The sequence below is a fragment of the Mucilaginibacter robiniae genome, from assembly GCF_012849215.1.
GTDB lineage: Bacteria > Bacteroidota > Bacteroidia > Sphingobacteriales > Sphingobacteriaceae > Mucilaginibacter > Mucilaginibacter robiniae.
The window spans coordinates 3,171,253-3,196,311 of record NZ_CP051682.1 but is presented as its reverse complement, the minus strand read 5'-3'; the positions used below and the strand labels follow the sequence as shown (position 1 = coordinate 3,196,311).

The window sequence follows — 25,059 nt, the reverse complement described above, 5'->3', positions numbered from 1 at the left end:
ATTATTTCACACCAACATACATTATCTTACAATATGGGGGCTTAATTAACTACTTTATAGAAAGTGGGTATAATAAAAAAATCCTTGCCAGTTTTACCTGACAAGGATTTTATGTTATGCTTTAAATAACTGTGAAGTTATAATTACGCGTTTACATCTTCGGTTTTAGAAGCCATCAAGCGATCAAATTCTTCTTGTGAACCTACGCGAATATTGTCATAATCGCGCAAACCGGTTCCTGACGGAATTAAGTGACCAACAATTACGTTTTCTTTCAAACCTAACATCATATCACGCTTACCAGCGATAGCAGCTTCGTTCAGAACCTTGGTAGTTTCCTGGAAGGATGCTGCCGAGATAAACGATTTGGTGCCTAATGATGCACGGGTAATACCTTGCAATACTGGGCTTGAAGTAGCCGCGATAGCGTCACGAACTTCTACTAGTTTCATATCCTTACGTTTTAACACAGAGTTTTCATCGCGCAAGCGGCGTAAAGACACAATCTGACCAGCTTTCAAAGTGTTAGAATCTCCCGGATCAACAACTACCTTCTTATCAAAGATTTCGTCATTCTCCATCGAGAAATCCCAGCTATCTACTGCTTCTCTTTCCAAGAAGCGGGTATCACCTGGATCTTCGATAGATACTTTTTGCATCATCTGGTGTACAATTACCTCAAAGTGCTTATCGTTGATTTTCACACCTTGCAAACGGTAAACTTCCTGAATACCGTTAACCAAGTATTCTTGTACAGCAGCTGGGCCTTTAATAGCCAAAATATCAGCTGGAGATATAGAACCGTCAGACAGTGGCATACCAGCTTTCACAAAGTCATTATCCTGTACCAGGATGTGTTTTGACAATGGAACCAGGTACTTTTTAATCTGACCATCTCTCGACTCGATAGTGATTTCGCGGTTACCACGTTTAACACCACCTAAGCTTACCACACCATCAATCTCGGTTACAACAGCCGGGTTAGATGGGTTACGAGCCTCAAACAACTCAGTTACACGTGGCAGACCACCGGTGATATCTCGGGTTTTACCAGTTGAACGTGGAATTTTAGCAATTACCTGACCAGTTTGTACTCTTTCACCTTCATCAACAGCAATGTGAGCACCTACCGGAATGTTGTAACCTTTAATAACACCTTCACCTCTTTCAGTAATTTGGATTACCGGGTTCTTGGTTTTATCGCGGGTATCGATAATTACTTTTTCACGGTGACCGGTTTGCTCGTCAGACTCCTCACGGAAAGTGATACCTTCTAATACGGCGTCAAACTGAACAACCCCTGCAAACTCTGATATAATTACAGCATTGTAAGGATCCCATGAACAGATACGCTCACCTTTGGTAATTTTGCTGCCATCTTTGATGTACAGGTATGAACCATAAGGGATGTTATTGGTCATGATTACTTTATTGCTGCTTGGCTCAATAATGCGGAACTCGCCTGAACGACCCAGAACCACATCAACAGTGCCGTCTTCAGGAGTTTCAAACTCAACGGTACGAACGTTTTCAAACTCAATGATACCATCATAACGAGCATTGATTTGTGATTCTGCCGCGATGTTTGATGCAGTACCACCCACGTGGAAGGTACGCAGGGTTAACTGAGTACCCGGCTCACCAATGGATTGTGCAGCAATTACACCTACAGCCTCACCTTTCTGTACTCGTTTACCACTAGCCAGGTTACGGCCATAGCATAAAGCACATACGCCTCGCTTGCTTTCGCAGGTTAATACCGAGCGAATTTCGATGCCTTCCAACGGAGAGTTTTCGATTTTTTTAGCAATATCTTCATCAATGTCCTGACCTGCAGCTACCAGTTGTTCATTGGTAAGTGGGTCAAACACATCATGTAATGAAGTACGGCCTAAAATACGGTCATATAATGGCTCTACAATATCTTCATTGTCTTTCAATGCTGTAGTGAAGATACCACGTAATGTACCGCAATCAGTTTCACCTACAATCATATCTTGAGCAACGTCATGCAAACGACGGGTCAAGTAACCAGCATCGGCTGTTTTCAAAGCTGTATCCGCCAAACCTTTACGAGCACCGTGAGTTGAAATGAAGTACTCCAATACTGACAAACCTTCTTTAAAGTTTGACAAGATTGGGTTTTCAATAATTTCACCACCTGAACCTGATTTTTGAGGTTTAGCCATCAAACCACGCATACCTGCCAGCTGACGAATTTGCTCTTTAGAACCACGAGCACCTGAATCCAGCATCATGTAAACAGAGTTGAAGCCCTGATTATCGGTTGACAGGATTTCCATTACGTTTGCTGTCAAACGGTTGTTGATACGGGTCCAGATATCGATAATTTGGTTGTAACGCTCGTTGTTGGTAATGAAACCCATATTATAGTTACTCATTACCTCTTCCACTTCTTTCGAAGCTTGCTCAATCAAATCAACTTTTTGTGCCGGAATGTTTACGTCCTGCAAGTTGAATGATAAGCCACCACGGAAGGCCATCTGGAATCCTAATTCCTTGATATCATCCAGGAACTGGGCAGCACGGGCCATACCGGTATTTTTAACTACATCACCGATGATATCACGTAGTGATTTTTTAGTCAGCAATTCATTGATATAACCTACTTCTTCAGGTACATGCTGGTTGAACAGCACGCGACCTACAGTAGTTTCAATCAGCTTGTTTACTATGCTACCATCACGTTCTTTAACATTAGCTTTTACTTTAATGAAAGCATGCAGGTCAACTTTCTTCTCGTTGTAAGCAATTATTACTTCTTCAGCCGAGTAGAAAGATAAGCCTTGGCCTTTAACTACACGTTTTTCATCAGTTTTGCGGCCTTTAGTAATATAATACAGACCCAAAACCATGTCCTGAGAAGGTACAGTAATTGGTGTACCGTTAGCAGGGTTCAGAATGTTGTGTGAAGCCAACATCAAAATTTGGGCTTCCAGAATAGCAGCATTACCTAGTGGTACGTGCACAGCCATTTGGTCACCGTCAAAGTCGGCGTTGAACGCGGTACAGGTTAGTGGGTGCAGCTGGATCGCTTTACCTTCAACCAGTTTTGGCTGGAAAGCCTGGATACCTAAACGGTGCAGCGTAGGTGCACGGTTCAGTAACACTGGGTGACCTTTTAATACGTTTTCCAGAATATCCCAAACTAATGGGTCTTTACGGTCAACAATCTTTTTAGCTGATTTTACTGTTTTAACCACACCACGCTCAATCATTTTGCGGATGATAAACGGTTTAAACAACTCGGCAGCCATATCTTTTGGTAAACCGCATTCGTGTAATTTCAGGTTAGGACCTACAACAATTACTGAACGGGCAGAGTAATCCACACGTTTACCTAATAAGTTTTGACGGAAACGGCCTTGTTTACCTTTCAAAATATCTGAAAGTGATTTTAGGGCACGATTACCTTCGGTTTTAACCGCATTAACTTTACGTGAGTTATCGAACAACGAATCTACCGCTTCTTGCAGCATACGTTTTTCGTTACGTAAAATTACTTCCGGTGCTTTAATCTCGATCAAACGTTTTAAACGGTTGTTACGGATGATAACACGACGGTATAAATCGTTCAAATCGGAAGTAGCGAAACGACCACCTTCCAATGGTACTAACGGGCGCAACTCTGGTGGAATAACCGGAACAATTTTAACAATCATCCATTCCGGATTATTGTCAATACGGTTTTTAGCATCACGGAAAGCCTCAACTACTTGTAAGCGTTTTAAAGCTTCATTTTTACGTTGTTGAGAAGTTTCGTTAGCAGCCTGGTGGCGTAAATCGTATGATAACTGATCCAGGTCAATACGGCGCAGTAATTCTTCCAGTGCCTCAGCACCCATTTTAGCTACGAATTTCTGCGGATCTTTATCGTCCAAGTATTGGTTTTCTTTTGGTAAAGTATCCAATACGTCCAGATATTCTTCTTCAGTTAAGAAATCCATTTTAGAAATTCCGTCACCTTCTTTAATACCTGGCTGAATTACTACATAACGTTCGTAGTAAATAATTAAGTCAAGTTTTTTGGTTGGCAAGCCCAGCAGGTAACCAATTTTGTTTGGTAACGAGCGGAAATACCAAATGTGCGCAACTGGAACCACCAAGTTAATGTGGCCCATACGCTCACGACGAACTTTCTTTTCCGTTACTTCTACACCACAACGATCACACACGATGCCTTTGTAACGGATACGTTTGTATTTACCGCAATGGCATTCGTAATCTTTAACCGGACCAAAAATCCGTTCGCAGAATAAACCATCACGCTCGGGTTTGTAAGTCCGATAGTTGATGGTTTCTGGTTTTAAAACTTCACCGCTTGAACGCTCCAGTATAGACTCTGGTGAGGCCAAACTGATGGTGATGGTGGTGAAGTTGCTTTTTATTTTATTATCCTTTTTGTAAGACATATATCTTTTTAATGATTTAGTGAATAAGTAACTGATGTTTTATCAATCACTTTCCTTGCACATAAAAGTTAACAAAGGATTGAATGAACAATCATTCAATCCTTCACTAATCAATTTTTATTCTAACGTGATGTCCAGACCCAAACCTCTTAACTCGTGAACCAATACGTTGAATGATTCCGGTACAGATGGTGTTGGCAGGTTTTCACCCTTAACAATGGCTTCATAAGTTTTAGCACGGCCAATTACATCATCCGACTTCACAGTCAGGATTTCTTGCAAAATGTTGGCTGCACCGAATGCTTCCAGGGCCCAAACCTCCATCTCACCAAAACGCTGACCACCAAACTGAGCTTTACCACCCAATGGTTGTTGTGTAATTAATGAGTATGGTCCGATTGAACGGGCGTGCATCTTATCGTCAACCATGTGACCCAGTTTCAGCATGTAAATAATACCTACTGTAGTTGGCTGGTCAAAACGCTCGCCAGTTAAACCATTGTGCAGGTAAGTACGGCCTGTAGCTGGTAAGCCGGCTTTAGCAATCCACTCTTCTACCTCTGCATAGCTTGCACCATCAAAAATAGGAGTAGCAAATTTTACGCCCAGCTCTTTACCTGCCCAACCTAACACGGTCTCATAAATCTGACCCAAGTTCATACGCGAAGGTACACCCAACGGGTTCAGTACAATATCAACTGGTGTTCCGTCTTCCAGGAATGGCATATCCTCATCGCGAACGATGCGGGCAACAATACCTTTGTTACCGTGACGACCGGCCATTTTATCACCTACTTTAAGCTTACGCTTTTTAGCGATGTAAACTTTGGCCATTTGCACAATACCTGAAGGTAGCTCGTCACCTACACTGATCGCAAATTTATCACGACGGTAAGCACCCAGCTCTTCATTTACCTTAATACCGTAGTTGTGCAGTAACAACTTAATCTGATCGTTTTTATCATCATCAGTTGTCCACTTAGTTGGGTTGATATTTTCATAGTTCAACTCAACCAGTGTTTTTTGGGTGAACTTAACACCTTTTGGCACTAACAGTTCTTTGTAAACATTGTAAATACCTTGTGAAGTTTTACCATTCACAATTTCAAATAATTTGTCAACCAAACGATTTTTCAAATCTTTGATGGCTTTATCATGTTTAACATCCAGTTTTTCTAACTGTGCTTTTTCTTCAGATTTTGAAGTTTTCTTAGCACGTGAGAACAGCTTAGTATCAATTACCACACCACTGATAGACGGTGGAGTTTTTAATGAAGCATCTTTAACATCACCTGCTTTATCACCGAAGATAGCACGTAACAGTTTCTCTTCCGGAGATGGATCAGATTCACCTTTAGGAGTGATTTTACCTATCAGGATGTCGCCTTCTTTTACTTCGGCACCCACACGGATAATACCATCTTCATCCAGATCTTTTGTAGCTTCTTCTGATACGTTAGGGATATCTGGTGTTAACTCTTCCTCACCACGTTTAGTATCACGAACTTCCAGCTCGAACTCTTCTACGTGAATAGAGGTAAAGATATCTTGAGATACTACACGCTCAGAAATTACAATCGCATCCTCAAAGTTGTAACCTTGCCAAGGCATGAAAGCCACTTTCATATTACGACCTAAAGCCAGCTCGCCATCTTGAGTAGCATAACCTTCACAAAGTACCTGACCTTTTTCAACTCGTTGCCCTTTGGTTACAATAGGCTTCAAGTTCATGGTGGTGCTCTGGTTGGTTTTCTGGAATTTGATTAAGCGATATGATTTGATATCGTCATCAAATGAAACCAAACGATCATCTTCGTTACGGTCGTATTTAATGCGGATTTCATTAGCATCCACATAATCTACTTCACCATTACCTTCAGCGTTAATCAGGGTACGTGAATCTTTCGCTACACGACCTTCCAAACCTGTACCTACAATTGGCGCTTCTGGGCGCAACAGTGGCACAGCTTGGCGTTGCATGTTCGAACCCATCAATGCACGGTTAGCGTCATCATGCTCCAAGAATGGAATTAGTGATGCTGCTATTGAGGTAATCTGGTTAGGCGCAATATCCATGTAATCCAAACGCTCAGGCTCAATTACCGGGAAGTCACCCTCGAAACGTGCTTTTACACGTGGGGTAGCAAAATTACCTTGGTCATCATATACCGCATTAGCTTGACCGATAGTTTTACCATCTTCATCCTCTGCTGACAAATAAATTACAGGCTCTTGAACTGCTACTTTACCGTTATCCACACGTTTGTATGGTGTTTCGATAAAGCCTAAGTTGTTGATTTTAGCGTGAACGCACAATGAAGAAATCAAACCAATGTTTGGTCCTTCTGGTGTTTCAATGGTACACAAACGGCCATAGTGCGTATAGTGAACGTCACGCACCTCGAAACCGGCACGCTCACGTGACAAACCACCTGGACCAAGCGCCGATAAACGGCGTTTGTGTGTGATCTCGGCCAATGGATTGGTTTGATCCATAAACTGAGATAACTGGTTGGTACCAAAGAACGAATTAATTACTGATGATAAAGTACGTGCGTTGATCAAATCGGTTGGTGTGAACACCTCGTTGTCACGAATGTTCATACGCTCACGAATGGTACGAGCCATACGGGCTAAACCTACACCGAATTGTGCGTACAACTGCTCACCTACCGTACGTACACGACGGTTTGATAAGTGGTCAATATCATCCACCTCAGCTTTAGAGTTAATCAGCTTAATCAGGTACTTAACGATAGCAATAATATCTTGCTTGGTTAATACTTTGATTTCATCTGAAGTATCCAGCTTCAGTTTACGGTTGATGCGGTAGCGGCCCACATCACCCAAGTCATATCTTTTATCAGAAAAGAACAAACGATCGATGATACCACGTGCAGTTTCTTCATCTGGTGGTTCAGCGTTACGTAATTGACGGTAGATGTGCTCAACCGCTTCTTTTTCTGAGTTGGAAGTATCTTTTTGTAGTGTATTATAGATAATGGTATAATCACCGCTGGTAGCTGCATCCTCTTTGTTCAGGATAACAGATTTCACACCAGCATCAATGATCATATCAATGTTGTCGTCATCCAATACGGTTTCACGCTCCAGGATAATTTCATTACGGTCGATAGATACAACTTCACCTGTATCTTCGTCCACGAAGTCTTCTACCCATTTTTTAAGCACCCTTGCAGCCAGTTTACGACCTACATATTTTTTAAGGCCTGATTTGCTAACTTTTACTTCATCAGCTAACTCAAATAATTCCAGAATGTCTTTATCTGAATCATAACCGATAGCACGCAGCAGGGTTGTAACCGGGAATTTCTTTTTACGGTCGATGTAAGCATACATTACGTTGTTTACGTCGGTAGCAAACTCAATCCATGAACCTTTGAAAGGAATTACACGGGCAGAGTAAAGCTTAGTACCGTTGGTGTGGCGGCTTTGGCCGAAGAACACACCTGGTGAGCGGTGCAGCTGTGATACAATTACACGCTCAGCGCCATTAATAACAAATGTACCTTTTGGAGTCATGTAAGGGATAGTACCCAAGTACACGTCCTGTACAATGGTTTCAAAATCCTCGTGCTCCTCATCATTACATGAAAGGCGCAGTTTGGCTTTTAATGGCACACTGTAAGTTAAACCACGGTCGATACACTCTTGAATATCGTAGCGTGGCGGATCAATAAAATAGTCTAAAAATTCCAGCACAAAAATGTTTCTGGAATCAGAGATAGGAAAGTTTTCGGCAAACACTTTAAACAAACCTTCTTTATGACGGTTGTCGGAAGTGGTTTCCAATTGAAAAAATTCCTGGAAAGATTTCAACTGCACATCCAGAAAGTCAGGGTAGTCAATAACATGCCTGCTGGTTGCAAAGTTCACTCTTTGGTTATTTTTGTTTGCCAAGGGATTATATATTTAATATGAATTAAACTCTTAGTGGTTTATTTAAAGTTGTTCCTGAACTTCAAACAAAAATGAAAACGTTATAAACGGCAATAGACCCCGACCAAATACAGGTCGGAGTCTGTTGCATAAGGGCTTTATTGAGTTAGATTACTTAATCTCAACTACAGCTCCGGCTTCTTCCAAAGATTTTTTCAAAGATTCAGCTTCGTCTTTAGTAACACCAGTTTTTAATTCTTTAGGTGCACCGTCAACTAAATCTTTAGCTTCTTTCAAACCTAAGCCAGTTAAGTCTTTTACTAATTTTACAACTTGCAATTTAGCACCGCCAGCTTCTTTCAAGATTACGTCGAATGAAGTTTTTTCTTCAGCAGCAGGGGCAGCATCACCACCACCAGCAGCAGGAGCAGCAACAGCAACAGCTGCAGCAGCAGGCTCAATACCATACTCGTCTTTCAAGATTTGAGCTAACTCGTTAACTTCTTTTACTGTTAAGTTTACTAACTGTTCAGCAAACGCTTTTAAATCTGCCATTTTATTTTAATTTTCTTTTAATACTTGTGTGTAAATTTCGAACTTAAGGTGTTCGTTAACCTTCTCTTTCTTGTAATGTTTTAACTAAGCCTGCAATAGTAGTTCCGCCTGATTGTAAAGCAGAAAGTACATTTTTAGCAGGTGATTGCAATAAGCCGATGATTTCGCCAACCAATTCTTCTTTTGATTTTAAGGTTAGCAGAGCATCAAGCTGATTGTCACCTACAAATGAGGCTGAATATACGTATGCACCTTTTAAAACAGGTTTATCACCTTGCTTTCTTAAGTCTTTAATCAGCTTGGCAGGAGCTTTAACTGATTTAGAGAATAAGATAGTTGATGTACCTTTCAGTGCATCAAACAAAGGAGCAAAATCGCCGCCTGCAGCTTCCATAGCTTTTTTAATCAAGCTATTTTTAGCTACCTGCATGGTAATGTCGTTTTCAAAACATTTGCGGCGGATGTCGTTAATCTTAGCTACGGTTAAGTCAGCAGTATCAGTAATATAGAAATTACCATACTCTTTGATTTGCTCGGTAAGAGCATTAACCAGTTCGTATTTTTCTTCTTTATTCATGATTTAGATCCCCGCTACTGTTTTGGTTTCAACTTCAATTCCTGGCGACATAGTTGAAGAGAGGTGAATACTCTTGAAATAGGTGCCTTTGGCTGCTGATGGTTTTAGTTTAGAAATGGTTTGAATTACTTCCAACGCATTTTCATAAATCTTTTCAGCAGGGAAAGATACTTTTCCGATGGAGGCGTGAATGATACCGGTTTTGTCAACCTTAAAGTCAATCTTACCAGCTTTCACCTCAGTTACAGCTTTACCTACTTCGGTAGTTACTGTACCTGATTTAGGGTTAGGCATCAGGTTACGTGGACCCAAAATACGGCCCAAACGACCAACCTTAGCCATAACGCTTGGCATAGTGATGATAATGTCAACATCAGTCCATCCGCCTTCTATTTTAGCAATATAGTCATCCAAACCTACGTAATCTGCACCTGCGTCTTTAGCTTCTTGCTCCTTATCAGGAGTACAAAGCACCAGTACACGTACAGTTTTACCGGTTCCATGAGGTAAGGTAGCTATACCACGTACCATTTGATTGGCTTTACGTGGGTCAACACCTAAACGTACATCAATATCAACAGATGCATCAAACTTTGTAGTGGTGATTTCTTTCACCAGGCTTGTTGCATCCTGTAAAGTGTAAGCTTTGTTAGCCTCAATTTTGGATAGTACTGCTTTTTGATTTTTTGTTAATCTAGCCACTGTCTTAAACTGATTTGTGTGTTAATTATTGATTCCAGGGCGCTGTACCAGATACAGTGATACCCATGCTGCGAGCAGTACCAGCCACCATTTTCATGGCTGATTCAACGGTAAACGCGTTCAAGTCAGGCATTTTATCTTTAGCAATAGACTCAACCTGTTCCCAATTTACATTGGCAACCTTTTTACGGTTAGGCTCAGCAGAACCACCTTTTAAGCCTGAAGCTTCCAATAATTGGATTGCCACAGGAGGAGTTTTGATGATAAAATCGAATGACTTGTCAGTGTACACCGTAATAACTACCGGAAGCACTTTACCAGCTTTATCCTGAGTACGTGCATTAAATTGCTTGCAAAACTCCATGATGTTCACACCCTTAGCACCTAAAGCAGGACCAATGGGAGGTGATGGGTTTGCAGCGCCACCTTTAACTTGTAGTTTTACTAACGCACCGACTTCTTTTGCCATCTTGTAATTAATTAATTGTACTTAATGTTAGTAAATGTTGGAAGCAATGTAACATTTAAGCGCTGAACATAAAAAATTCAGCCCGCAAAGATAAGAACTTTACGGGCTGAATCAAAGTATTATTTTATTATTCTTTTTCTACTTGCATGTAGTTTAATTCAAGCGGCGTTCGGCGCCCGAATATCTTTACCATTACCTTTAACTTCTTCTTTTCTTCGTTCACTTCTTCAATCACGCCGCTAAAGCCGTTAAAAGGACCATCCATTACTTTTACGTTTTCGCCTACGTAATAAGGCACATTCATGGTTTCGGTTTGTGCCGCCATCTCATCAACCGTACCTAAAATGCGGTTTACTTCTGACTGGCGCAAAGGGATAGCATTACCGGCTTTATCACCTAAAAAACCTATAACGCTATTGATATTTTTAATTACGTGCTCCAGCTCACCATCTAGTGCAGCTTCCATTAACACATAACCTGGAAAGAAGTTACGCTCTTTGGCAATTTTCTTGCCATCGCGCATCTGATAATATTTTTCGGTTGGAATTAAAACTTGTGGTACTAAATGCGAAATACCTAAGCGGTTAATTTCGGCATCTATATATTGTTTAACTTTTTTTTCTTTGCCGCTAACGGCTCTTACCACATACCACTTTAACTGATCGCTCATTTGCTGTTACTTGATTATTAGGTAAGTGAACCATAAAATAGCCTGAGCAGATAACCAATAATCTGGTCCATACCAAATATAACCAGCGCAATAATGATAGCTGCTACCAGCACCAGTACAGCACTGCTTTGCAGCTCGCGCCAAGTAGGCCAGGTTACCTTTTCGGTTAACTCGATATATGACTCCTTGATGTATTCGGCTACTGAAGACATTTATTTAAACTTATTAAGAGGAGCACGGGAACAAGGATTCGAACCCTGATCAAAGGTTTTGGAGACCTCTATTCTACCGTTGAACTATTCCCGTGTATTTTAAAACAAAGTACTTAGTATGAACCAAGTACTTTGTTTTTATAAATTAACCTAACCTTGTCATCTCCTTTTGTGGAGCTGGGGGCTGGGTTATTATTTTAAGATTTCAGTTACCTGACCAGCACCTACTGTACGGCCACCTTCGCGGATAGCGAAACGTAAACCTTTTTCCATTGCGATAGCGTTGATTAACGATACAGTGATAGTAACGTTATCACCAGGCATAACCATTTCTACACCTTCTGCTAATGCAATTTCGCCAGTTACGTCAGTGGTACGGAAGTAGAACTGAGGACGGTATTTGTTGAAGAATGGAGTATGACGACCACCTTCAGCTTTTGATAATACGTAAACTTCGGCTTTGAAATCGGTGTGAGGAGTTACTGAACCTGGTTTACAGATAACCATACCACGACGAATATCAGTTTTCTCAATACCACGTAACAATAAACCTACGTTGTCACCAGCTTCACCCCTGTCCAGGATTTTGCGGAACATTTCCACACCTGTAACAGTTGATTTTAAGTTTTCAGCACCCATACCCAGGATATCAACTGGATCACCAGAGTTGATAACACCACGCTCGATACGGCCAGTAGCTACAGTACCACGACCAGTGATTGAGAATACGTCCTCAACCGGCATCAGGAATGGAAGGTCAGTCAGACGTGGAGGAATTGGAATGTAAGCATCAACTGCATCCATTAATTCCATAATTTTGTCAACCCATTTAGGTTCTGCGTTCAGACCACCTAAAGCTGAACCCTGGATAACTGGAATATCATCACCTGGGAAATCATAGAATGATAATAATTCACGGATTTCCATTTCAACTAATTCTAATAGTTCCGGATCATCAACCATGTCAACTTTGTTCATGAAAACAGTCAAAGCAGGTACACCTACCTGACGAGCTAACAGGATGTGCTCACGAGTTTGTGGCATTGGACCATCGGTAGCAGCAACTACCAGGATAGCACCGTCCATTTGAGCAGCACCAGTAACCATGTTTTTTACATAGTCAGCGTGACCTGGACAGTCAACGTGTGCGTAGTGACGGTTTGCAGTTGAGTATTCAACGTGCGCAGTATTGATGGTAATACCACGTTCTTTTTCTTCAGGAGCAGAGTCGATTGAATCGAAAGAACGAGCCTCAGATAAACCTTTATCAGCTAAAACTTTAGTGATAGCTGCGGTTAAGGTTGTTTTACCGTGGTCAACGTGACCGATAGTACCGATGTTTAAGTGCGGCTTACTGCGGTCAAACTTTTCTTTTGCCATGATTTATAAAATATTTGTAGGTTAATTTTACTAATTTAATTTAACGCATTACATGCATCGAGCCAACGAAGGGATTTGAACCCTTGGCCTCTTCCTTACCAAGGAAGTGCTCTACCCCTGAGCTACGTCGGCTTATTACTCTTTACTTTCCGGTTATTGAGTTATCTTGTTTTAAGTTATTCAGTTAACCTTTACAGCAACCCAACAACTCAGCAATCCGATCACTTAATAACCATCCTGAGCGGAAGACGAGGTTCGAACTCGCGACCTATAGCTTGGAAGGCTATCGCTCTACCAACTGAGCTACTTCCGCATACAAGTTGGCAGTTTCCAATAAACAGCTAGCAACTAATGCAAACTGAGAATTGACAACTGCCGACCTGTAAAGTGGGGAGAGAAGGATTCGAACCTTCGTAGCCGAAGCAACGGATTTACAGTCCGTCCCATTTGACCGCTCTGGTATCTCCCCAGTTCCTTGATTTCAAAATTTTAACATTTGACTTTAAAAATCAAATACTCCAATATCTGAAATTTCAAAACCTGAGCCTCCTATCGGGATCGAACCAATGACCTACTGATTACAAGTCAGTTGCTCTACCAGCTGAGCTAAGGAGGCTTATTTTTTATTAGTTTAAAGAACCGTTCCCCTTATAGTGAGTACCTCTCTGAAAGGGAATGCAAATCTACACATATTTTCGCCTGTGCAAAATATTTTTCAAAAAAAAATCAGCAGGTTTTTTGCCTGCTGATTTTTTGTTTTCTATGTATCTGATTTTCAGTATTCATCTTCATCAACCGATAGCAAACTATTTTTTATAGTACCATCAGCTACAGCTGATTGCTTCTGTTTTTGCTTTTGTATTTGCTTGCGCAGGCTCTCAACAGCCAAGTCAATACACTCCTCAAAGGTTTTACATTGATGACGGGCAAACAATTGATGGCCGGGCATCTGGATTTTGATCTCTCCTACTTTGTTCGCTTCGTTTTCCGTATTTTCCAGTTTCAAATACACTTCGCCACTAACAATATTATCACTATATAAATCTAGCTTATCGGCTTTTTTTTGAATAAAATCCAGTAGTTTTTTGTCAGCGCTAAAATGAATAGCTTGAACGGTAATTTTCATGTTTCCTCCTTGTTATGCCTTTGGATGGGCTTGTTTATAAATAGATTTTAATCGCTCTACAGAGTTATGAGTATATACTTGAGTGGCACTTAAACTTGCATGGCCCAGCAAATCTTTTATTGCATTCAGGTCAGCACCCTTGTTTAATAAGGTAGTGGCAAAACTATGCCGCAGTACGTGCGGGCTTTTTTTATTCTGAGTAGATATGTAGTTTAAATATTTATGCACAGTCAAATAAATCATCTTGGCGTAAGCATCAGCTCCTGTATTGGTAACGATTAATTTTAACGAATTGTTAGCAAATATTTCACTTTTTTTTAACACCAAATAGGTTTGCAATAGTTGTTGCAACTCTTTATTCAAAGGCACAATACGTTGCTTATTGCGCTTACCCAATACTTTAATGGTAGCTTCATAGGTATTGATATCGCCTTCGGTAAGGCCTGTTAATTCAGAGAGTCGAATACCTGTTCCGAACAGCAATTCAATGATCAACTTATCACGTACACCTTTAAAATCATCTGTAAACAAGGTATCGCTATCCAGCAATTGCATCATCTTCTGGTCTTCAACCACTACCGGCAGTTGCTTGGCAGTTTTTAGCGCCTGCACTTTAGCAGTAGGTACAGTAGTAATATGTGCCTCGCTCAGCAAAAACTTAAAGTATTTGCGTAGGGTAGCAATTTTACGATTAATGGTACGGGCTGATTGATCATTCATCAGCGTTACCATCCAGTTACGGATATGATGATGGGTTATATCGGAAGGATGCTGAACCACTGGATCAGACTGGTTCAAAAAAGCCATAAATTGAGTCAGATCCGACTCATAGGCCGTTACGGTATGCGGCGAGTACCGCTTTTCGTAAGTAATATATTGGATAAACTGGCTTAAAAACATAAAAACTATTTGTACTATAGCCTGGCAGGCAAAGTACAAATAGTTTCAATATATCAAAACAGGAAGTTTAACTTATACAGTAGTTTCCTGATTCATGCCTTGTTTATAGATGGCGTGTTTAACCACATTTCTGCGGGCAACTGATTTCTTTTCAAAAGCTTGGCGGCTGCGCAGTTCGCGTAAAACACCAGTTTTTTCAAATTTCTTTTTGAAACGTTTCAGCGCTTTATCTAATGATTCGCCGTCTTTTACATTGATAATAATCATACCTTCTTATACCTCCTTTCGGGATGGCAAAAGTAGCTATAAAGTTTTAAATATTAACAGCGTTCTAGTAATAAAAATCAGCAAACCTTGAAATGATCTATACTTTTATAAAAATCAGCAAATCAAGCCTCTCCCCTGTACTTCATTTTGAAGAGCTGATTAGGTTTAAGATAGATCTGATCGTGTTTAAAGTCTAATATGATATTGAATCTTTTCAAAAGATCATTACCTAAGTAATTCACCTCAGACGTAGATCGGTTTAACCCCTCCACCATCAATGTTGGAATATTTATCAATGGATAACCAGCCAGCTTTAGTAAAGGCGATTGTACTATTTTGGTTTCGTACTTTTTACCCTGCGGATCATGAAGCACTGTTGATTTTATGAGCTTTAAATTTTTAGGATATTTTTGCTTTTCAATCCAGTCATTATTTAAAATAACTGCTTGTTCTGACCCGGTATCCATAGCAAAATAGCTATTATACTTTTTATGATTCACCTCGAAAGTTCCTTTAATACAAGCTTGTGAGTGTACAAAATCTATAGGTGCTTGATGATAGCCTTTTAAATGTTTTGGCATTTTAGAATGAACTATTAAAAGATGTCGATTATAATTGATCTCAACTATTTTCCCTTCAAATACATCCCATCCTATTCTGCCATCCATTTCGTGTGCTGTTATGTTAGTAGGTAGTATTTCTGGATTGTACCAAACCAGATTACCCATTTGAAACTTAGACACCCTGCTTAGCTTATTAAAGTTTGGTTTAGCTTTACCCGCCAGTGCATCGGGCTGATTAGCTAACAGCTTTGTTTTTTTAAGTATAGCCTCTTGCGTGATGTGAAAACCAAAAGAGCTAACATCAAAATGAAAATTCAAGGTATCTGTGCTGTTGACAACCACTTTCACCCCAATAGCATTATAAGTTGTTAATGTGAATGGAATAGTATCATGTGTAGCTGTAAGCTGCTTAGTCTCTGCTTCGGGTGGTATGGCACTGGCTATCTGTGTATAGCAGGAGTCTTTACCATTGAGTAGTATTACAAAATTAAACCGTGTTCCGGGTTTTACTTTTACACGAACAGAGTCTATATTGGTATAAAAGGTAACCCACTTTGTTTTTCGCGTTCGGTCGGCGGTGTAGGTATCAGGCCTAATTTTAGGTGAGAGCGTCCAACCATTTTTATTTAAGTAGCCTCCATCATTAATGGTAACTTTAGAAGATGTGGCTTTAATAACCGGCAATGTAGTTTGTGCAACAGCATACTGCATGCAAAAAGATGCCATCAGAAAGGTTGTTAGTTTTCTCACCATCCTATTCACTATTTAATTTCTACTAGCGCAGTATTATCATCCGTATTACGGTCAATCATTTTATAAACCGGATCGATGCCAGCACGCACAGGCTTATCTTTTACTTTAATAGTTAAGGTTGTTTTTTCCTGCGTGAACTTTTGCCGTTGCAAGTAAGTTAATTTTTCTTTACCGTTTTGTTTAGTAAACACACCAATATCGATGTAGTCTTTGATAGGCGCACGCTTTTCGTTACCAGAACGATCAGCATAATATTTTACTGTTTGTAGCGGTAAGGTCACTTCATAACCATCTTTAACTTTCTTGGCTATTGGGTTTACCACGCGGTTTTCAAATAAGGTAATCCGGCTAAACAAATCATCTACTACATACTTCAAACTATCGGGTGTTACTTCTTTCAGATAACCGGTTAGTACATTTGATGTAGGATAGTTATCCTGATTACCATAGTTGGCAATTAGTTTGCGCAAGGCTTGATTTACTTTATCTTCCCCTATATAATCCTGCAAGGCAAAGTAAGCCAGTGATGCTTTTTGATAATGAATGTAAGCTTGTTGATCGGTTTGATCGAGCGGATTTTCATTCTTTCGTTCGGATGACCGGCCTTGCAGATAACCATCTAATTCGTATTTCAGGTATCGGCGTAATTCATCCACATTCAACGAATGTTTCAGTAGCATCAGGGCACTGTACTGCGCCAAACCTTCCGAATACATTTGCCCGCCTACGGTATTTGCCTCACAAACCTGGTGCCCCCACCATTGATGACCAAGTTCATGTGCCGTAACATAATAAGTCATATCCAGCTTTTCAGGCCGCTTATGAAACAAGAAGCCTATTCCCTCTGAGAACGGAATGGTATTAGGGAAAGATTGAGCAAAACCCCGGTATTTGGGGAATTCAATAATACGTGCTTGCTGAAATAAAAACGGACTGAAGTTCTGACTATCATAACTCAAGCCACGTTTTAAAGTATTCAGCATACCCTCCACATTATAGCCGTGCGGCTGATGATAGTACACTTCCAGGTTTACATTATTCCATTTTGCCCGCTTCACCGTGTACCGGCCCGATATAATATTAAAGAAGTTGAATACGGGTTTATCCATCTGGTATTCAAAATAAGCACGCCCATTCTGTTTCCATTGTTTTTTCAGATAGCCAGGGGTAATAGCAATCTGGTCAGGTGCAGTGCTCACTACCAAATCCAACCCAGTACGCCCACGCTGACCAAAAAGATTTAATTGCCTGTTAAGTGTATCGGTACGTGGCGGTAATCCTTTTTGCTCTTTAAGTCCGCGTTTCTTACGATCATCTGTATCCGAAAGCTCGTAACCACTATTATATCCTAATGATGGGAATATATCCGTATTGTTAATGAAAGTTCCGTTTTCTACATAATTGTATTCTGGTCTATCATTAGTAAAGCCCTTTTTAGTGCGCTTACCTATTAGTTCCATTTGCAACGAGTCTCCGGGTTTAAGCGGAGTTGACAGTTGGTACACAGTAAACCGAAATAATGGATAAGCTTTCTTCTTGACAGTCGGTATACTAAAGCGTAGTGTACTATAATGTAAATCTTGGTCGGCAGGTTCTTGCACCAGCAACTCAGAAATGGGTGCACGCATTAGGTTTTTATAAGTAACCGTACCTTGTAACTCCAGATTACCATTTTCAGGATGCAGGTTTATGGTTCCTTTTACATTAACTACACTAGGTTGCAGGGTGCGCTCATACGTTTTCTTTAACTGCTTTTCATAATTAGCCTGCAAATCCATTTCCTGCTCAGGATTGTGATACTTATTCCAAACATTTGCATTAATGTAGTAATAAACACCTGCCGCTAAAGCTATAATCATGACCAATATAGCAAATACAGCTTGGGGCTTGCCAAAACGCTGGCGCAGATTATGCAAACGAGCTTTAAAGCTGTTATCAGTTCCGCGTTGATATAGTAATACGGCCAGTAAGAGTACCAATCCACCGATAGCAGCCCAATAGGTTTTTAGCACCAAAAATTTATTGATGTCTGCCGCAAAGCCGTTCATGTCCGAATATGTACCTACACCACCACTATTAGGAATCAGCAGATTATAGAATATCTTCAGTTGCGATGTCATGATTACATACAGGTAGAACAAGATTGACACCGCATAACCGATAAACTTATTATTGAATAAGCTTTGAATAAAGAAAGTAAAAGCTACATAAATTAGGATAGGGATATACACATTAAATAACAGTATTTTGATATACACACCCAGCTCAATATGCGTAAAGCCTTTAGCCAATTGCGTGAATACGCCAACTGGTATCATGAACAATAGATACACCAGCAGCATACCGGCCAAAGCCAAATACTTAGCCACAATAGGCACAGCATAACTCACAGGCAAGGCATCAAATATCTGGTTGAAACGTACTTCTTTTTCTCGCCAGATGATTTCGCCGGCGTAGAATAGTACCATGATATTGATAATTAGAAATATCTGACTGGCTATAAACCCGGCTACTGATGAAGATACGGGGTACAACTCCTGCCCGTGAAACGAAGTAGCGTATTCGGCATTGATGCCAATTAGTACAATCCCTACAATACCAATACCCCAAAAAGGCACAGAACGAATAATCTCTTTAAAGTATAATCGCGAAAGCACATTCACCTGGCTCAACCAAGTACCAGCCGAATAAGTAGGCTGCACAAAAGGTACCGGTAAGGTATCAGCCGCTGCCACTTTGTTTGATTGAAAAACTTTCTTTTTAAACAACCCAGTATAAACAGCTCTGAACTTAAATACGGAAAAGGTGATAGCAAAAAAAACCAGCCCTAAACCCGACCACAGCAAACGGTTAACTAACAACAAGCCACTAAAAGGCACTTGTAATGCGTTTTGTTCGGCTACCGTCCAGTAGCGGGTTAAAGCTTGCAGAGTGTAATAGCCAAATGGATCCCACAGGGCAGCGCGATGCATGTTTTCTACATCGCCTATCAGTTCGCTCACCATGGCATAAAAGCCCAGCAACACAATAGCCTGCAGGTAAACGAACAGCATTTTACGGCTTAGAGCTCCGCTGGCAAAAAATATGCACGAGTAAACGAACATATTAAACACAATCATGATAAACCACGGCCTGATAAACTGCGCGAGGCTGATGGGTAGAAACTTACTATGATCGTTCCAAGGCATATGAGCACCCAACCAACCTCCCCAGATAAAACCGGAACTAATCAGCAATAAAATCAGGAACGAACCTAAAAAGCGACCTACCAGATAGCTAGTTTTGTTGATATTAGTGGTAAAAATAAGCGACTCCATCTTGTGCTCAAAATCGCGCAGAATGGGTACGCCCATAACGGCTGATGACACAAACAAGCCAACAGCCAGGCTTAACGTACCCGCAATGTTGAACAGTACAATAGAGGCGTTTTGCTTCACCTTCCCAATGTCTCCCCCTACATGAATGCCGTTCCAGCACATTACAGCATATGCCAGTAAAAACCAGATGAGAAAATAAATGTAAGTAGCCGGCCGGTTAAGGCGATATTTCACCTCAAACTTGATAACTTCCCAAAGCATGTGATCGGTTGATTAAAGGGTGGATAACTGCGGTTGACGACCAAAGATGTAAGAGAAGTAAACATCTTCCAGATCAGGTTGCACTTGTTCGAAACCGGGTTCAGGTTGTGCAGGCGCATAAACGTGTAAGGTAGGCTTACCAGCTACCAGCTTATCAGAAATAACGTTAAAGCGGCTTTTATAACTTTCAGTTTCTCCCTTATCTACCCGCTTGCTCCAAATTTTCCCTTGCAGTTCCTGTAAGGCTTTTAGCGGACTACCTTGCATCAACACCTCCCCTTTGTTGATAATGGCCATATCGGTACATAACTCTTTTACATCTTCCACAATGTGAGTAGAAAGAATAACGATAGTTTCTTCCCCCAATTCTCCTAACAGGTTCAAGAAACGGTTACGCTCAGCTGGGTCAAGGCCCGCTGTTGGTTCATCTACAATAATAAGCTTTGGATTGGATAATAAAGCTTGGGCAATGCCAAAGCGCTGCTTCATCCCACCTGAGTAGCCTGATAAATGCTTTTTACGATCGTTATACAAGTTGGTTTTATGTAGCAGCGAGGTAACCAAATCCTTACGTTCGCGACTGTTGCTGATACCTTTAAGTACAGCCAGGTGGCTTAACAAATCTTCGGCAGATATTTTAGGATATACACCAAACTCTTGCGGCAGGTAACCCAGCGTTTTGCGTACAGCTTCTTTTTGACTTAGTACATCAATGGTGCCCAAAGTAATACTGCCCGCATCCGGCTCTTGTAGAGTAGCAATGGTACGCATCAAACTGGATTTGCCAGCACCATTGGGCCCCAGCAAACCGAACATGCCCGAATTGATAGTCAGGTTGATATTTTTTAGCGCTTGTACACCATTACTATAGGTTTTGGAGAGCGATTGAATGATTAATTGCATAATGTCAGGTGGTTTGTTGCGTAATTTACTGAATGAAACTTAAATCAACAGCACTTTGACGCATAAAACACTGAGTAGTTACATCAATTTCGTAACGCTCATCTCATTAATACACATTATTCGGAAATCACAGATTTATCTCCTTCATTAACATTTTCTGTAAATTCGTAACGCTCATCTCATTAATACACATTATTCGGAAATCACAGATTTATCTCCTTCATTAACATTTTCTGTAAAAAAGCCCGCAGTTCAACAAAGTTTAAATTCTTAGCAACTACTTTCTCTTCACTATTATAGCTTTGTGATTTGAACAGGATAAACATTGGCAGCTTAATGCAGCTAAATACGTGGCAGAGGATACACCGTGATGAATGATTTAAATTTACTTTATGCCTCTATAAACCCGAAGTTTATTAAAAGAACCAGCAAGCTGTTCAAACAACTTGTAACTTTTAATCCGGCAGAGGTATATGCCAGAATTAATATTGAGAAGTTTAAGCGCCGGCAAAAGTTAGACATTAAAGAGCTTTTTCCGAATACTACTACTGGCTATTGTGCCTGCGGTTGCGGTATGAAATTATTAGGCCGACAATCGCGATGGGCTTCTAGGAAATGCTCAGATTTCCCCAGACATGTGCAACTGATTTTGTGTGGAGATAGTCAGCTTATCAAAAAAATCATGATGTGCTATCTGCCTTATGAATGTTGTAAATGCCACTGCAAAAATTATATAATTTCCACGGCAAAATCTAAGGTAGATGGCATTCAGGTAGATCATGTGATTGCCGTAAAAAATGGCGGTGGTGGCTGCTGGTTAGGTAACTATCAGTTTATTTGCCACACTTGCCACGCCAAAAAGACGGTTATAGATAACCAAATAAGGAGTATGCAATCTGCTATGCCTGTTTCTATAGCTTTCGATTGAACTTTTTGCTAAAGCAAGTTTATTAAAGCTCATCAAGGCATATAAGGTTGCCCCACTATCAACTTATCGCCCGATAAATCCACTTCGAACAAATGAGGAACGCGCAGGTAATGGCCGTTGATGCTTTTATGGCTATGTACAGCCATCAACCATTTGCCTTGCAGAGTTTGAAACAGCATACCATGACCATAATCGGGTGGGGTAATCGGATTGGATTCCTGCATCCAAGGGCCGTCCAGTTTGCCGCTTTTAGAGTAAGCTACACCTTGCGTGTAAACGCTATACACCCAACTGGTCCAGATCATGCCCAATCGGCCGGTTTTGGTGCGGAATACGTAAGGCCCGTCAGTTACTTTGTTGGGCACAATTTTACCATCCTGCTTTTCCTTACTCCATGGCGATTCACTAGCTCGAAACAGCACTTTACCTTCACCGATTGTACCACTTAAATCAGGTTTTAGCTGTATCTTCTCAACAGTACCGTTCCAGTTCAGCAGCCATTCGCCACAATAGATCATGTAAGGCTTTTTATCTTCTATCCAGAAAGTGGCATCCAACGTAGGTTTGTTGGCAGGCAGATAGATCGGGTCAGCCATAGGTACAAAAGGGCCATCGGGTTTATCACTCACCAAAATGTGGCAGGCCCGGCGTTCCAGTACATTCCCCCTAACCGTATCTATTTTTACATCCCGGTTGGTAAAAGTGGCAAAATAGTAGTATTTACCTTGGTACTCGTGCAATTCAGCTGCCCAAATCATAGGGTTCTTTCCCATCCAAGAGTTTGGGTCAGGCTTAGCTACCCGGTAAGGGCCTGTCCACAATTTCAGGTCTTTGCTTTTCCACAACAAGCCACCTGTTCCCGTCATGTAATACATGTTGGTGGCTTTATCAGCAATAATGAAAGGATCGCTTAAGCGGATGGAATCTAAAGGTATGTTTTCTTTGACTACAAGTTCACGGTTTTGAGAGAAAACGGTAGTTACACCTAGTGTAATTAAGGTTAGTAGATAAAGCAGTTTTTTTGCCATCATGATAGCATTTTGTTGGTTACTATGGGGTTTACAGTATCAGCAGAGTCTCTCGATAGAAGGCATTACAGTATTAGTTGAGCCAGTACTGGTCCTCTGTCGAGAGGCCCTGCGGAAACAAAAGCATTGATGCTTGTTTATTAAATTAACCTTATGAACTGCATCTGCACGTTCCACACCTTACATCACCCGCACCTTCAAAAAGCTTGGATGTGCCTTAGAAATGTACACCCGGTGGGTAGCCTTCTTGAAATCTGTGTCTTTGGCTTTCATAATATCTTGGAACTGCTGGGTGTTGCGGTCGATAAGCGGGAACCAGGTGCTTTGCACCTGCACCATAATACGGTGACCTTTTTTGAAGGTGTGCAGTATATCCTGCAACTCAAAATTAACCGGGCTTACCTGACCGGGTACAAAAGCGGTTGGTTTGTCAAAGCCGGTACGATACTTCCCGCGCACGGCTTCGCTTCGTACCATTTGCTCGTAACCAGCCATTTGCACGCCTTCACCAGTAAACTTGTTATTTTTGGCTGTATCCGGGTACACATCCAATACCTTAACTACGAAGTCGGCATCAGTACCAGTGGTAGATACCTTAAGGTTCGCCCAGATGTTGCCGGCCAGGGTCACATCATGATCCAGCACGTCGGTTTGGTAAGTTAACACACCCGGATTTTTTTGAGCGAAACGCTGATCGGCGGTCATGTACTCGCGATCCATATCCATACTTTTATGGTTCAGAAAAGGTACTGGGTTATTTGGGTCAGATACAAACTCGTTGTAGGTGTCTTTACCAGCAGCAGGTGCTGTGAACGACAATTTGCCACCGGGTAAAAAGTACAGGTTCCTTTCTTGAGCAGGAGAAGGCGGCCAAGTGTTGTATGTTTTCCACTGATTAGCGCCGGTTTCAAAGGTTGAAACCTTAGGTAAATCCAACGGTGTACCTTTCAGATAATGGCTAAAAAAGGCAAACTCAATTTTCTCCCGGTAAAACGGACCAGTTGCACCGCCAAAATCCACATCGCCCAGATGGTCGCCGGTACCACGTGCCCAGCCGCCATGTACCCAAGGGCCCATGGCAAAGTAAACCGGGGTGTTTGGATTCAGTTTTACCAAGGTTTTGTAGGTGTTGATAGCGCCATATAAATCCTCGGCATCGTACCAGCCGCCGGTTACCAGGGTGGCTGTTTTAATATCGTGCAGGTGTGGCAGTACATTACGGTCTTTCCAATGCTGATCGTAATCAGGATGGTTCATCATTTCGTTCCACAAGCGGATGGTATCTTTAAAATATTTATCGTTGGTGTTCTTCATAGAACCCATCTTCATAAAAAAGTCGTAACCATCTTCCGTACCTGCATTAAATTCTTTGCCCCGGCGCTGGGTAGGTTTATCATCCTGCCGATTGGTGAAACCAGGGTAAAAGCCAAAGTTAGCTACCAGCATAAACGCGCCATTGTGCCAGCCATCATCACGCCATAAATCGGCAATGGGTGCTTGTGGCGAAGCTGCCACCAAAGCTGGGTGACGGCTCAGCAGCGAGGTAGTGGTATAAAAGCCGGGGTACGATATGCCCCACACCCCTACTTTGCCATTGTTGTTTGGTATGTTCTTAATCAGCCAATCAATGGTATCATATGTATCGGTGCCTTCATCTATATCATTAGTGGTTTTATGGTTTTCCAGCTCAGGAGTCATTTCCTCATAAATACCCTCGCTCATCCAACGACCACGTACATCCTGATACACGAAAATAAAACCATCATGCAAAAACTGTGGTGAAGGGCCTAAACTTGGTTTATACTGATCGGTACCATAAGGTGCTACGCTGTAGCAGGTACGGTCCATCATGATGGGGTACTTTTTCGATTGGTCTTTGGGCACGTACACTGAGGTGAACAGCTTTTTGCCATCACGCATAGGTATCTGGTACTCGTACTTGGTATAGTTTTCTTTAACGTAAGCCGCATCCGGGCCACCACCGCCCCGCTGTGCCAAAGCAGATAGCGTGAACAAGGAAAGGAGAAGGAAGGTTATTTTTTTCATGAGAGTTACGATAAATCGTCATTGCGAGCGATAGCGTGGCAATCGCTGAACTTTGCAAGAGTAATTACT

18 protein-coding genes and 5 tRNA genes are annotated in these 25,059 nt (G+C 41.3%); 1 reads left to right on the top strand and 22 read right to left on the bottom strand.

From position 1 onward, the window contains the following. Positions 1–143: 143 nt before the first annotated feature. The 20 genes from rpoC to HH214_RS14140 form a co-directional block, all read right to left on the bottom strand. Positions 144–4,433 (bottom strand): DNA-directed RNA polymerase subunit beta', encoded by a 4,290-nt coding sequence (gene rpoC / locus HH214_RS14235; protein ID WP_169608705.1) that lies wholly within the window; start codon positions 4,431–4,433, stop codon positions 144–146. A gap of 117 nt (positions 4,434–4,550) precedes the next feature. After that, positions 4,551–8,354 (bottom strand): DNA-directed RNA polymerase subunit beta, encoded by a 3,804-nt coding sequence (gene rpoB, locus HH214_RS14230; protein ID WP_169608703.1) that lies wholly within the window; start codon positions 8,352–8,354, stop codon positions 4,551–4,553. Between the two features lie 150 nt (positions 8,355–8,504). Beyond that, complete coding sequence (gene rplL / locus HH214_RS14225) at positions 8,505–8,888, bottom strand: 50S ribosomal protein L7/L12 (RefSeq protein ID WP_169608701.1); 384 nt, start codon at positions 8,886–8,888, stop codon at positions 8,505–8,507. A 55-nt stretch (positions 8,889–8,943) separates the two neighbouring features. Beyond that, positions 8,944–9,465: a 50S ribosomal protein L10 gene (gene rplJ, locus HH214_RS14220; protein WP_169608699.1), complete on the bottom strand. Its 522-nt coding sequence runs from the start codon at positions 9,463–9,465 to the stop codon at positions 8,944–8,946. 3 nt (positions 9,466–9,468) lie between these two features. Next, positions 9,469–10,167, bottom strand: coding sequence for a 50S ribosomal protein L1 (gene rplA, locus HH214_RS14215; protein ID WP_169608697.1), 699 nt, complete (start codon positions 10,165–10,167; stop codon positions 9,469–9,471). 25 nt (positions 10,168–10,192) lie between these two features. After that, a complete protein-coding gene (rplK, locus tag HH214_RS14210) occupies positions 10,193–10,636 on the bottom strand; it encodes a 50S ribosomal protein L11 (RefSeq protein WP_169608695.1) in 444 nt (147 codons plus the stop codon). Positions 10,637–10,763: 127 nt separating this feature from the next. Next, positions 10,764–11,306, bottom strand: coding sequence for a transcription termination/antitermination protein NusG (gene nusG / locus HH214_RS14205; RefSeq protein WP_169608693.1), 543 nt, complete (start codon positions 11,304–11,306; stop codon positions 10,764–10,766). Between the two features lie 17 nt (positions 11,307–11,323). Beyond that, on the bottom strand, positions 11,324–11,518 hold the full coding sequence (gene secE, locus HH214_RS14200; RefSeq protein ID WP_169608691.1) for a preprotein translocase subunit SecE: 195 nt from the start codon (positions 11,516–11,518) through the stop codon (positions 11,324–11,326). A gap of 23 nt (positions 11,519–11,541) precedes the next feature. Then, positions 11,542–11,612 (bottom strand) — tRNA-Trp (locus HH214_RS14195). A 98-nt stretch (positions 11,613–11,710) separates the two neighbouring features. Then, positions 11,711–12,898, bottom strand: a complete 1,188-nt coding sequence (gene tuf, locus HH214_RS14190; RefSeq protein ID WP_158824927.1) for an elongation factor Tu — start codon at positions 12,896–12,898, stop codon at positions 11,711–11,713. 60 nt (positions 12,899–12,958) lie between these two features. Then, positions 12,959–13,030, bottom strand: a tRNA-Thr gene (locus HH214_RS14185). 108 nt (positions 13,031–13,138) lie between these two features. Continuing rightward, a tRNA-Gly gene (locus HH214_RS14180) sits at positions 13,139–13,211 on the bottom strand. A 75-nt stretch (positions 13,212–13,286) separates the two neighbouring features. Continuing rightward, positions 13,287–13,367, bottom strand: a tRNA-Tyr gene (locus tag HH214_RS14175). A 74-nt stretch (positions 13,368–13,441) separates the two neighbouring features. Next, positions 13,442–13,514: transfer RNA gene (locus HH214_RS14170), tRNA-Thr, on the bottom strand. A gap of 159 nt (positions 13,515–13,673) precedes the next feature. After that, positions 13,674–14,024 (bottom strand): ribosome hibernation-promoting factor, HPF/YfiA family, encoded by a 351-nt coding sequence (hpf, locus tag HH214_RS14165; protein ID WP_169608689.1) that lies wholly within the window; start codon positions 14,022–14,024, stop codon positions 13,674–13,676. Positions 14,025–14,036: 12 nt separating this feature from the next. Then, positions 14,037–14,924 (bottom strand): tyrosine-type recombinase/integrase, encoded by an 888-nt coding sequence (locus HH214_RS14160; RefSeq protein WP_169608687.1) that lies wholly within the window; start codon positions 14,922–14,924, stop codon positions 14,037–14,039. A 72-nt stretch (positions 14,925–14,996) separates the two neighbouring features. Then, complete coding sequence (rpsU, locus tag HH214_RS14155) at positions 14,997–15,191, bottom strand: 30S ribosomal protein S21 (RefSeq protein WP_169608685.1); 195 nt, start codon at positions 15,189–15,191, stop codon at positions 14,997–14,999. 122 nt (positions 15,192–15,313) lie between these two features. After that, positions 15,314–16,480: a hypothetical protein gene (locus HH214_RS14150; protein WP_169608683.1), complete on the bottom strand. Its 1,167-nt coding sequence runs from the start codon at positions 16,478–16,480 to the stop codon at positions 15,314–15,316. A 35-nt stretch (positions 16,481–16,515) separates the two neighbouring features. Beyond that, positions 16,516–20,085 carry an ABC transporter permease/M1 family aminopeptidase gene (locus HH214_RS14145; protein WP_169608681.1) on the bottom strand — a complete coding sequence of 1,190 codons (3,570 nt, stop codon included), beginning with the start codon at positions 20,083–20,085 and terminating at the stop codon, positions 16,516–16,518. 12 nt (positions 20,086–20,097) lie between these two features. Next, positions 20,098–20,988: an ABC transporter ATP-binding protein gene (locus tag HH214_RS14140; protein WP_169608679.1), complete on the bottom strand. Its 891-nt coding sequence runs from the start codon at positions 20,986–20,988 to the stop codon at positions 20,098–20,100. A 370-nt stretch (positions 20,989–21,358) separates the two neighbouring features. Here HH214_RS14140 and HH214_RS14135 point away from each other — a divergent pair, with 370 nt between their 5' ends. Continuing rightward, positions 21,359–21,916, top strand: a complete 558-nt coding sequence (locus tag HH214_RS14135) for a hypothetical protein (protein ID WP_169608677.1) — start codon at positions 21,359–21,361, stop codon at positions 21,914–21,916. A gap of 32 nt (positions 21,917–21,948) precedes the next feature. Here the strand turns inward: HH214_RS14135 and HH214_RS14130 are convergent, their stop codons facing one another. After that, positions 21,949–22,947, bottom strand: a complete 999-nt coding sequence (locus HH214_RS14130) for a glycoside hydrolase family 43 protein (protein WP_211166230.1) — start codon at positions 22,945–22,947, stop codon at positions 21,949–21,951. Between the two features lie 177 nt (positions 22,948–23,124). Next, a complete protein-coding gene (locus tag HH214_RS14125) occupies positions 23,125–24,990 on the bottom strand; it encodes a CocE/NonD family hydrolase (RefSeq protein WP_169608675.1) in 1,866 nt (621 codons plus the stop codon). Positions 24,991–25,059: the final 69 nt, after the last annotated feature.

What these genes read in the sequence shown, in the direction of transcription:
- HH214_RS14130 (WP_211166230.1), bottom strand. Translation starts at nt 22,947, where the DNA reads ATGATGGCAAAAAAACTGCTTTATCTACTAACCTTAATTACACTAGGT.
- HH214_RS14140 (WP_169608679.1), bottom strand. Translation starts at nt 20,988, where the DNA reads ATGCAATTAATCATTCAATCGCTCTCCAAAACCTATAGTAATGGTGTA.
- tuf (WP_158824927.1), bottom strand. Translation starts at nt 12,898, where the DNA reads ATGGCAAAAGAAAAGTTTGACCGCAGTAAGCCGCACTTAAACATCGGT.
- nusG (WP_169608693.1), bottom strand. Translation starts at nt 11,306, where the DNA reads ATGAGCGATCAGTTAAAGTGGTATGTGGTAAGAGCCGTTAGCGGCAAA.
- rplJ (WP_169608699.1), bottom strand. Translation starts at nt 9,465, where the DNA reads ATGAATAAAGAAGAAAAATACGAACTGGTTAATGCTCTTACCGAGCAA.
- rpsU (WP_169608685.1), bottom strand. Translation starts at nt 15,191, where the DNA reads ATGATTATTATCAATGTAAAAGACGGCGAATCATTAGATAAAGCGCTG.
- hpf (WP_169608689.1), bottom strand. Translation starts at nt 14,024, where the DNA reads ATGAAAATTACCGTTCAAGCTATTCATTTTAGCGCTGACAAAAAACTA.
- secE (WP_169608691.1), bottom strand. Translation starts at nt 11,518, where the DNA reads ATGTCTTCAGTAGCCGAATACATCAAGGAGTCATATATCGAGTTAACC.
- HH214_RS14160 (WP_169608687.1), bottom strand. Translation starts at nt 14,924, where the DNA reads ATGTTTTTAAGCCAGTTTATCCAATATATTACTTACGAAAAGCGGTAC.
- HH214_RS14145 (WP_169608681.1), bottom strand. Translation starts at nt 20,085, where the DNA reads ATGCTTTGGGAAGTTATCAAGTTTGAGGTGAAATATCGCCTTAACCGG.
- HH214_RS14150 (WP_169608683.1), bottom strand. Translation starts at nt 16,480, where the DNA reads ATGGCATCTTTTTGCATGCAGTATGCTGTTGCACAAACTACATTGCCG.
- HH214_RS14135 (WP_169608677.1), top strand. Translation starts at nt 21,359, where the DNA reads ATGAATGATTTAAATTTACTTTATGCCTCTATAAACCCGAAGTTTATT.
- rpoC (WP_169608705.1), bottom strand. Translation starts at nt 4,433, where the DNA reads ATGTCTTACAAAAAGGATAATAAAATAAAAAGCAACTTCACCACCATC.
- rplL (WP_169608701.1), bottom strand. Translation starts at nt 8,888, where the DNA reads ATGGCAGATTTAAAAGCGTTTGCTGAACAGTTAGTAAACTTAACAGTA.
- rplK (WP_169608695.1), bottom strand. Translation starts at nt 10,636, where the DNA reads ATGGCAAAAGAAGTCGGTGCGTTAGTAAAACTACAAGTTAAAGGTGGC.
- HH214_RS14125 (WP_169608675.1), bottom strand. Translation starts at nt 24,990, where the DNA reads ATGAAAAAAATAACCTTCCTTCTCCTTTCCTTGTTCACGCTATCTGCT.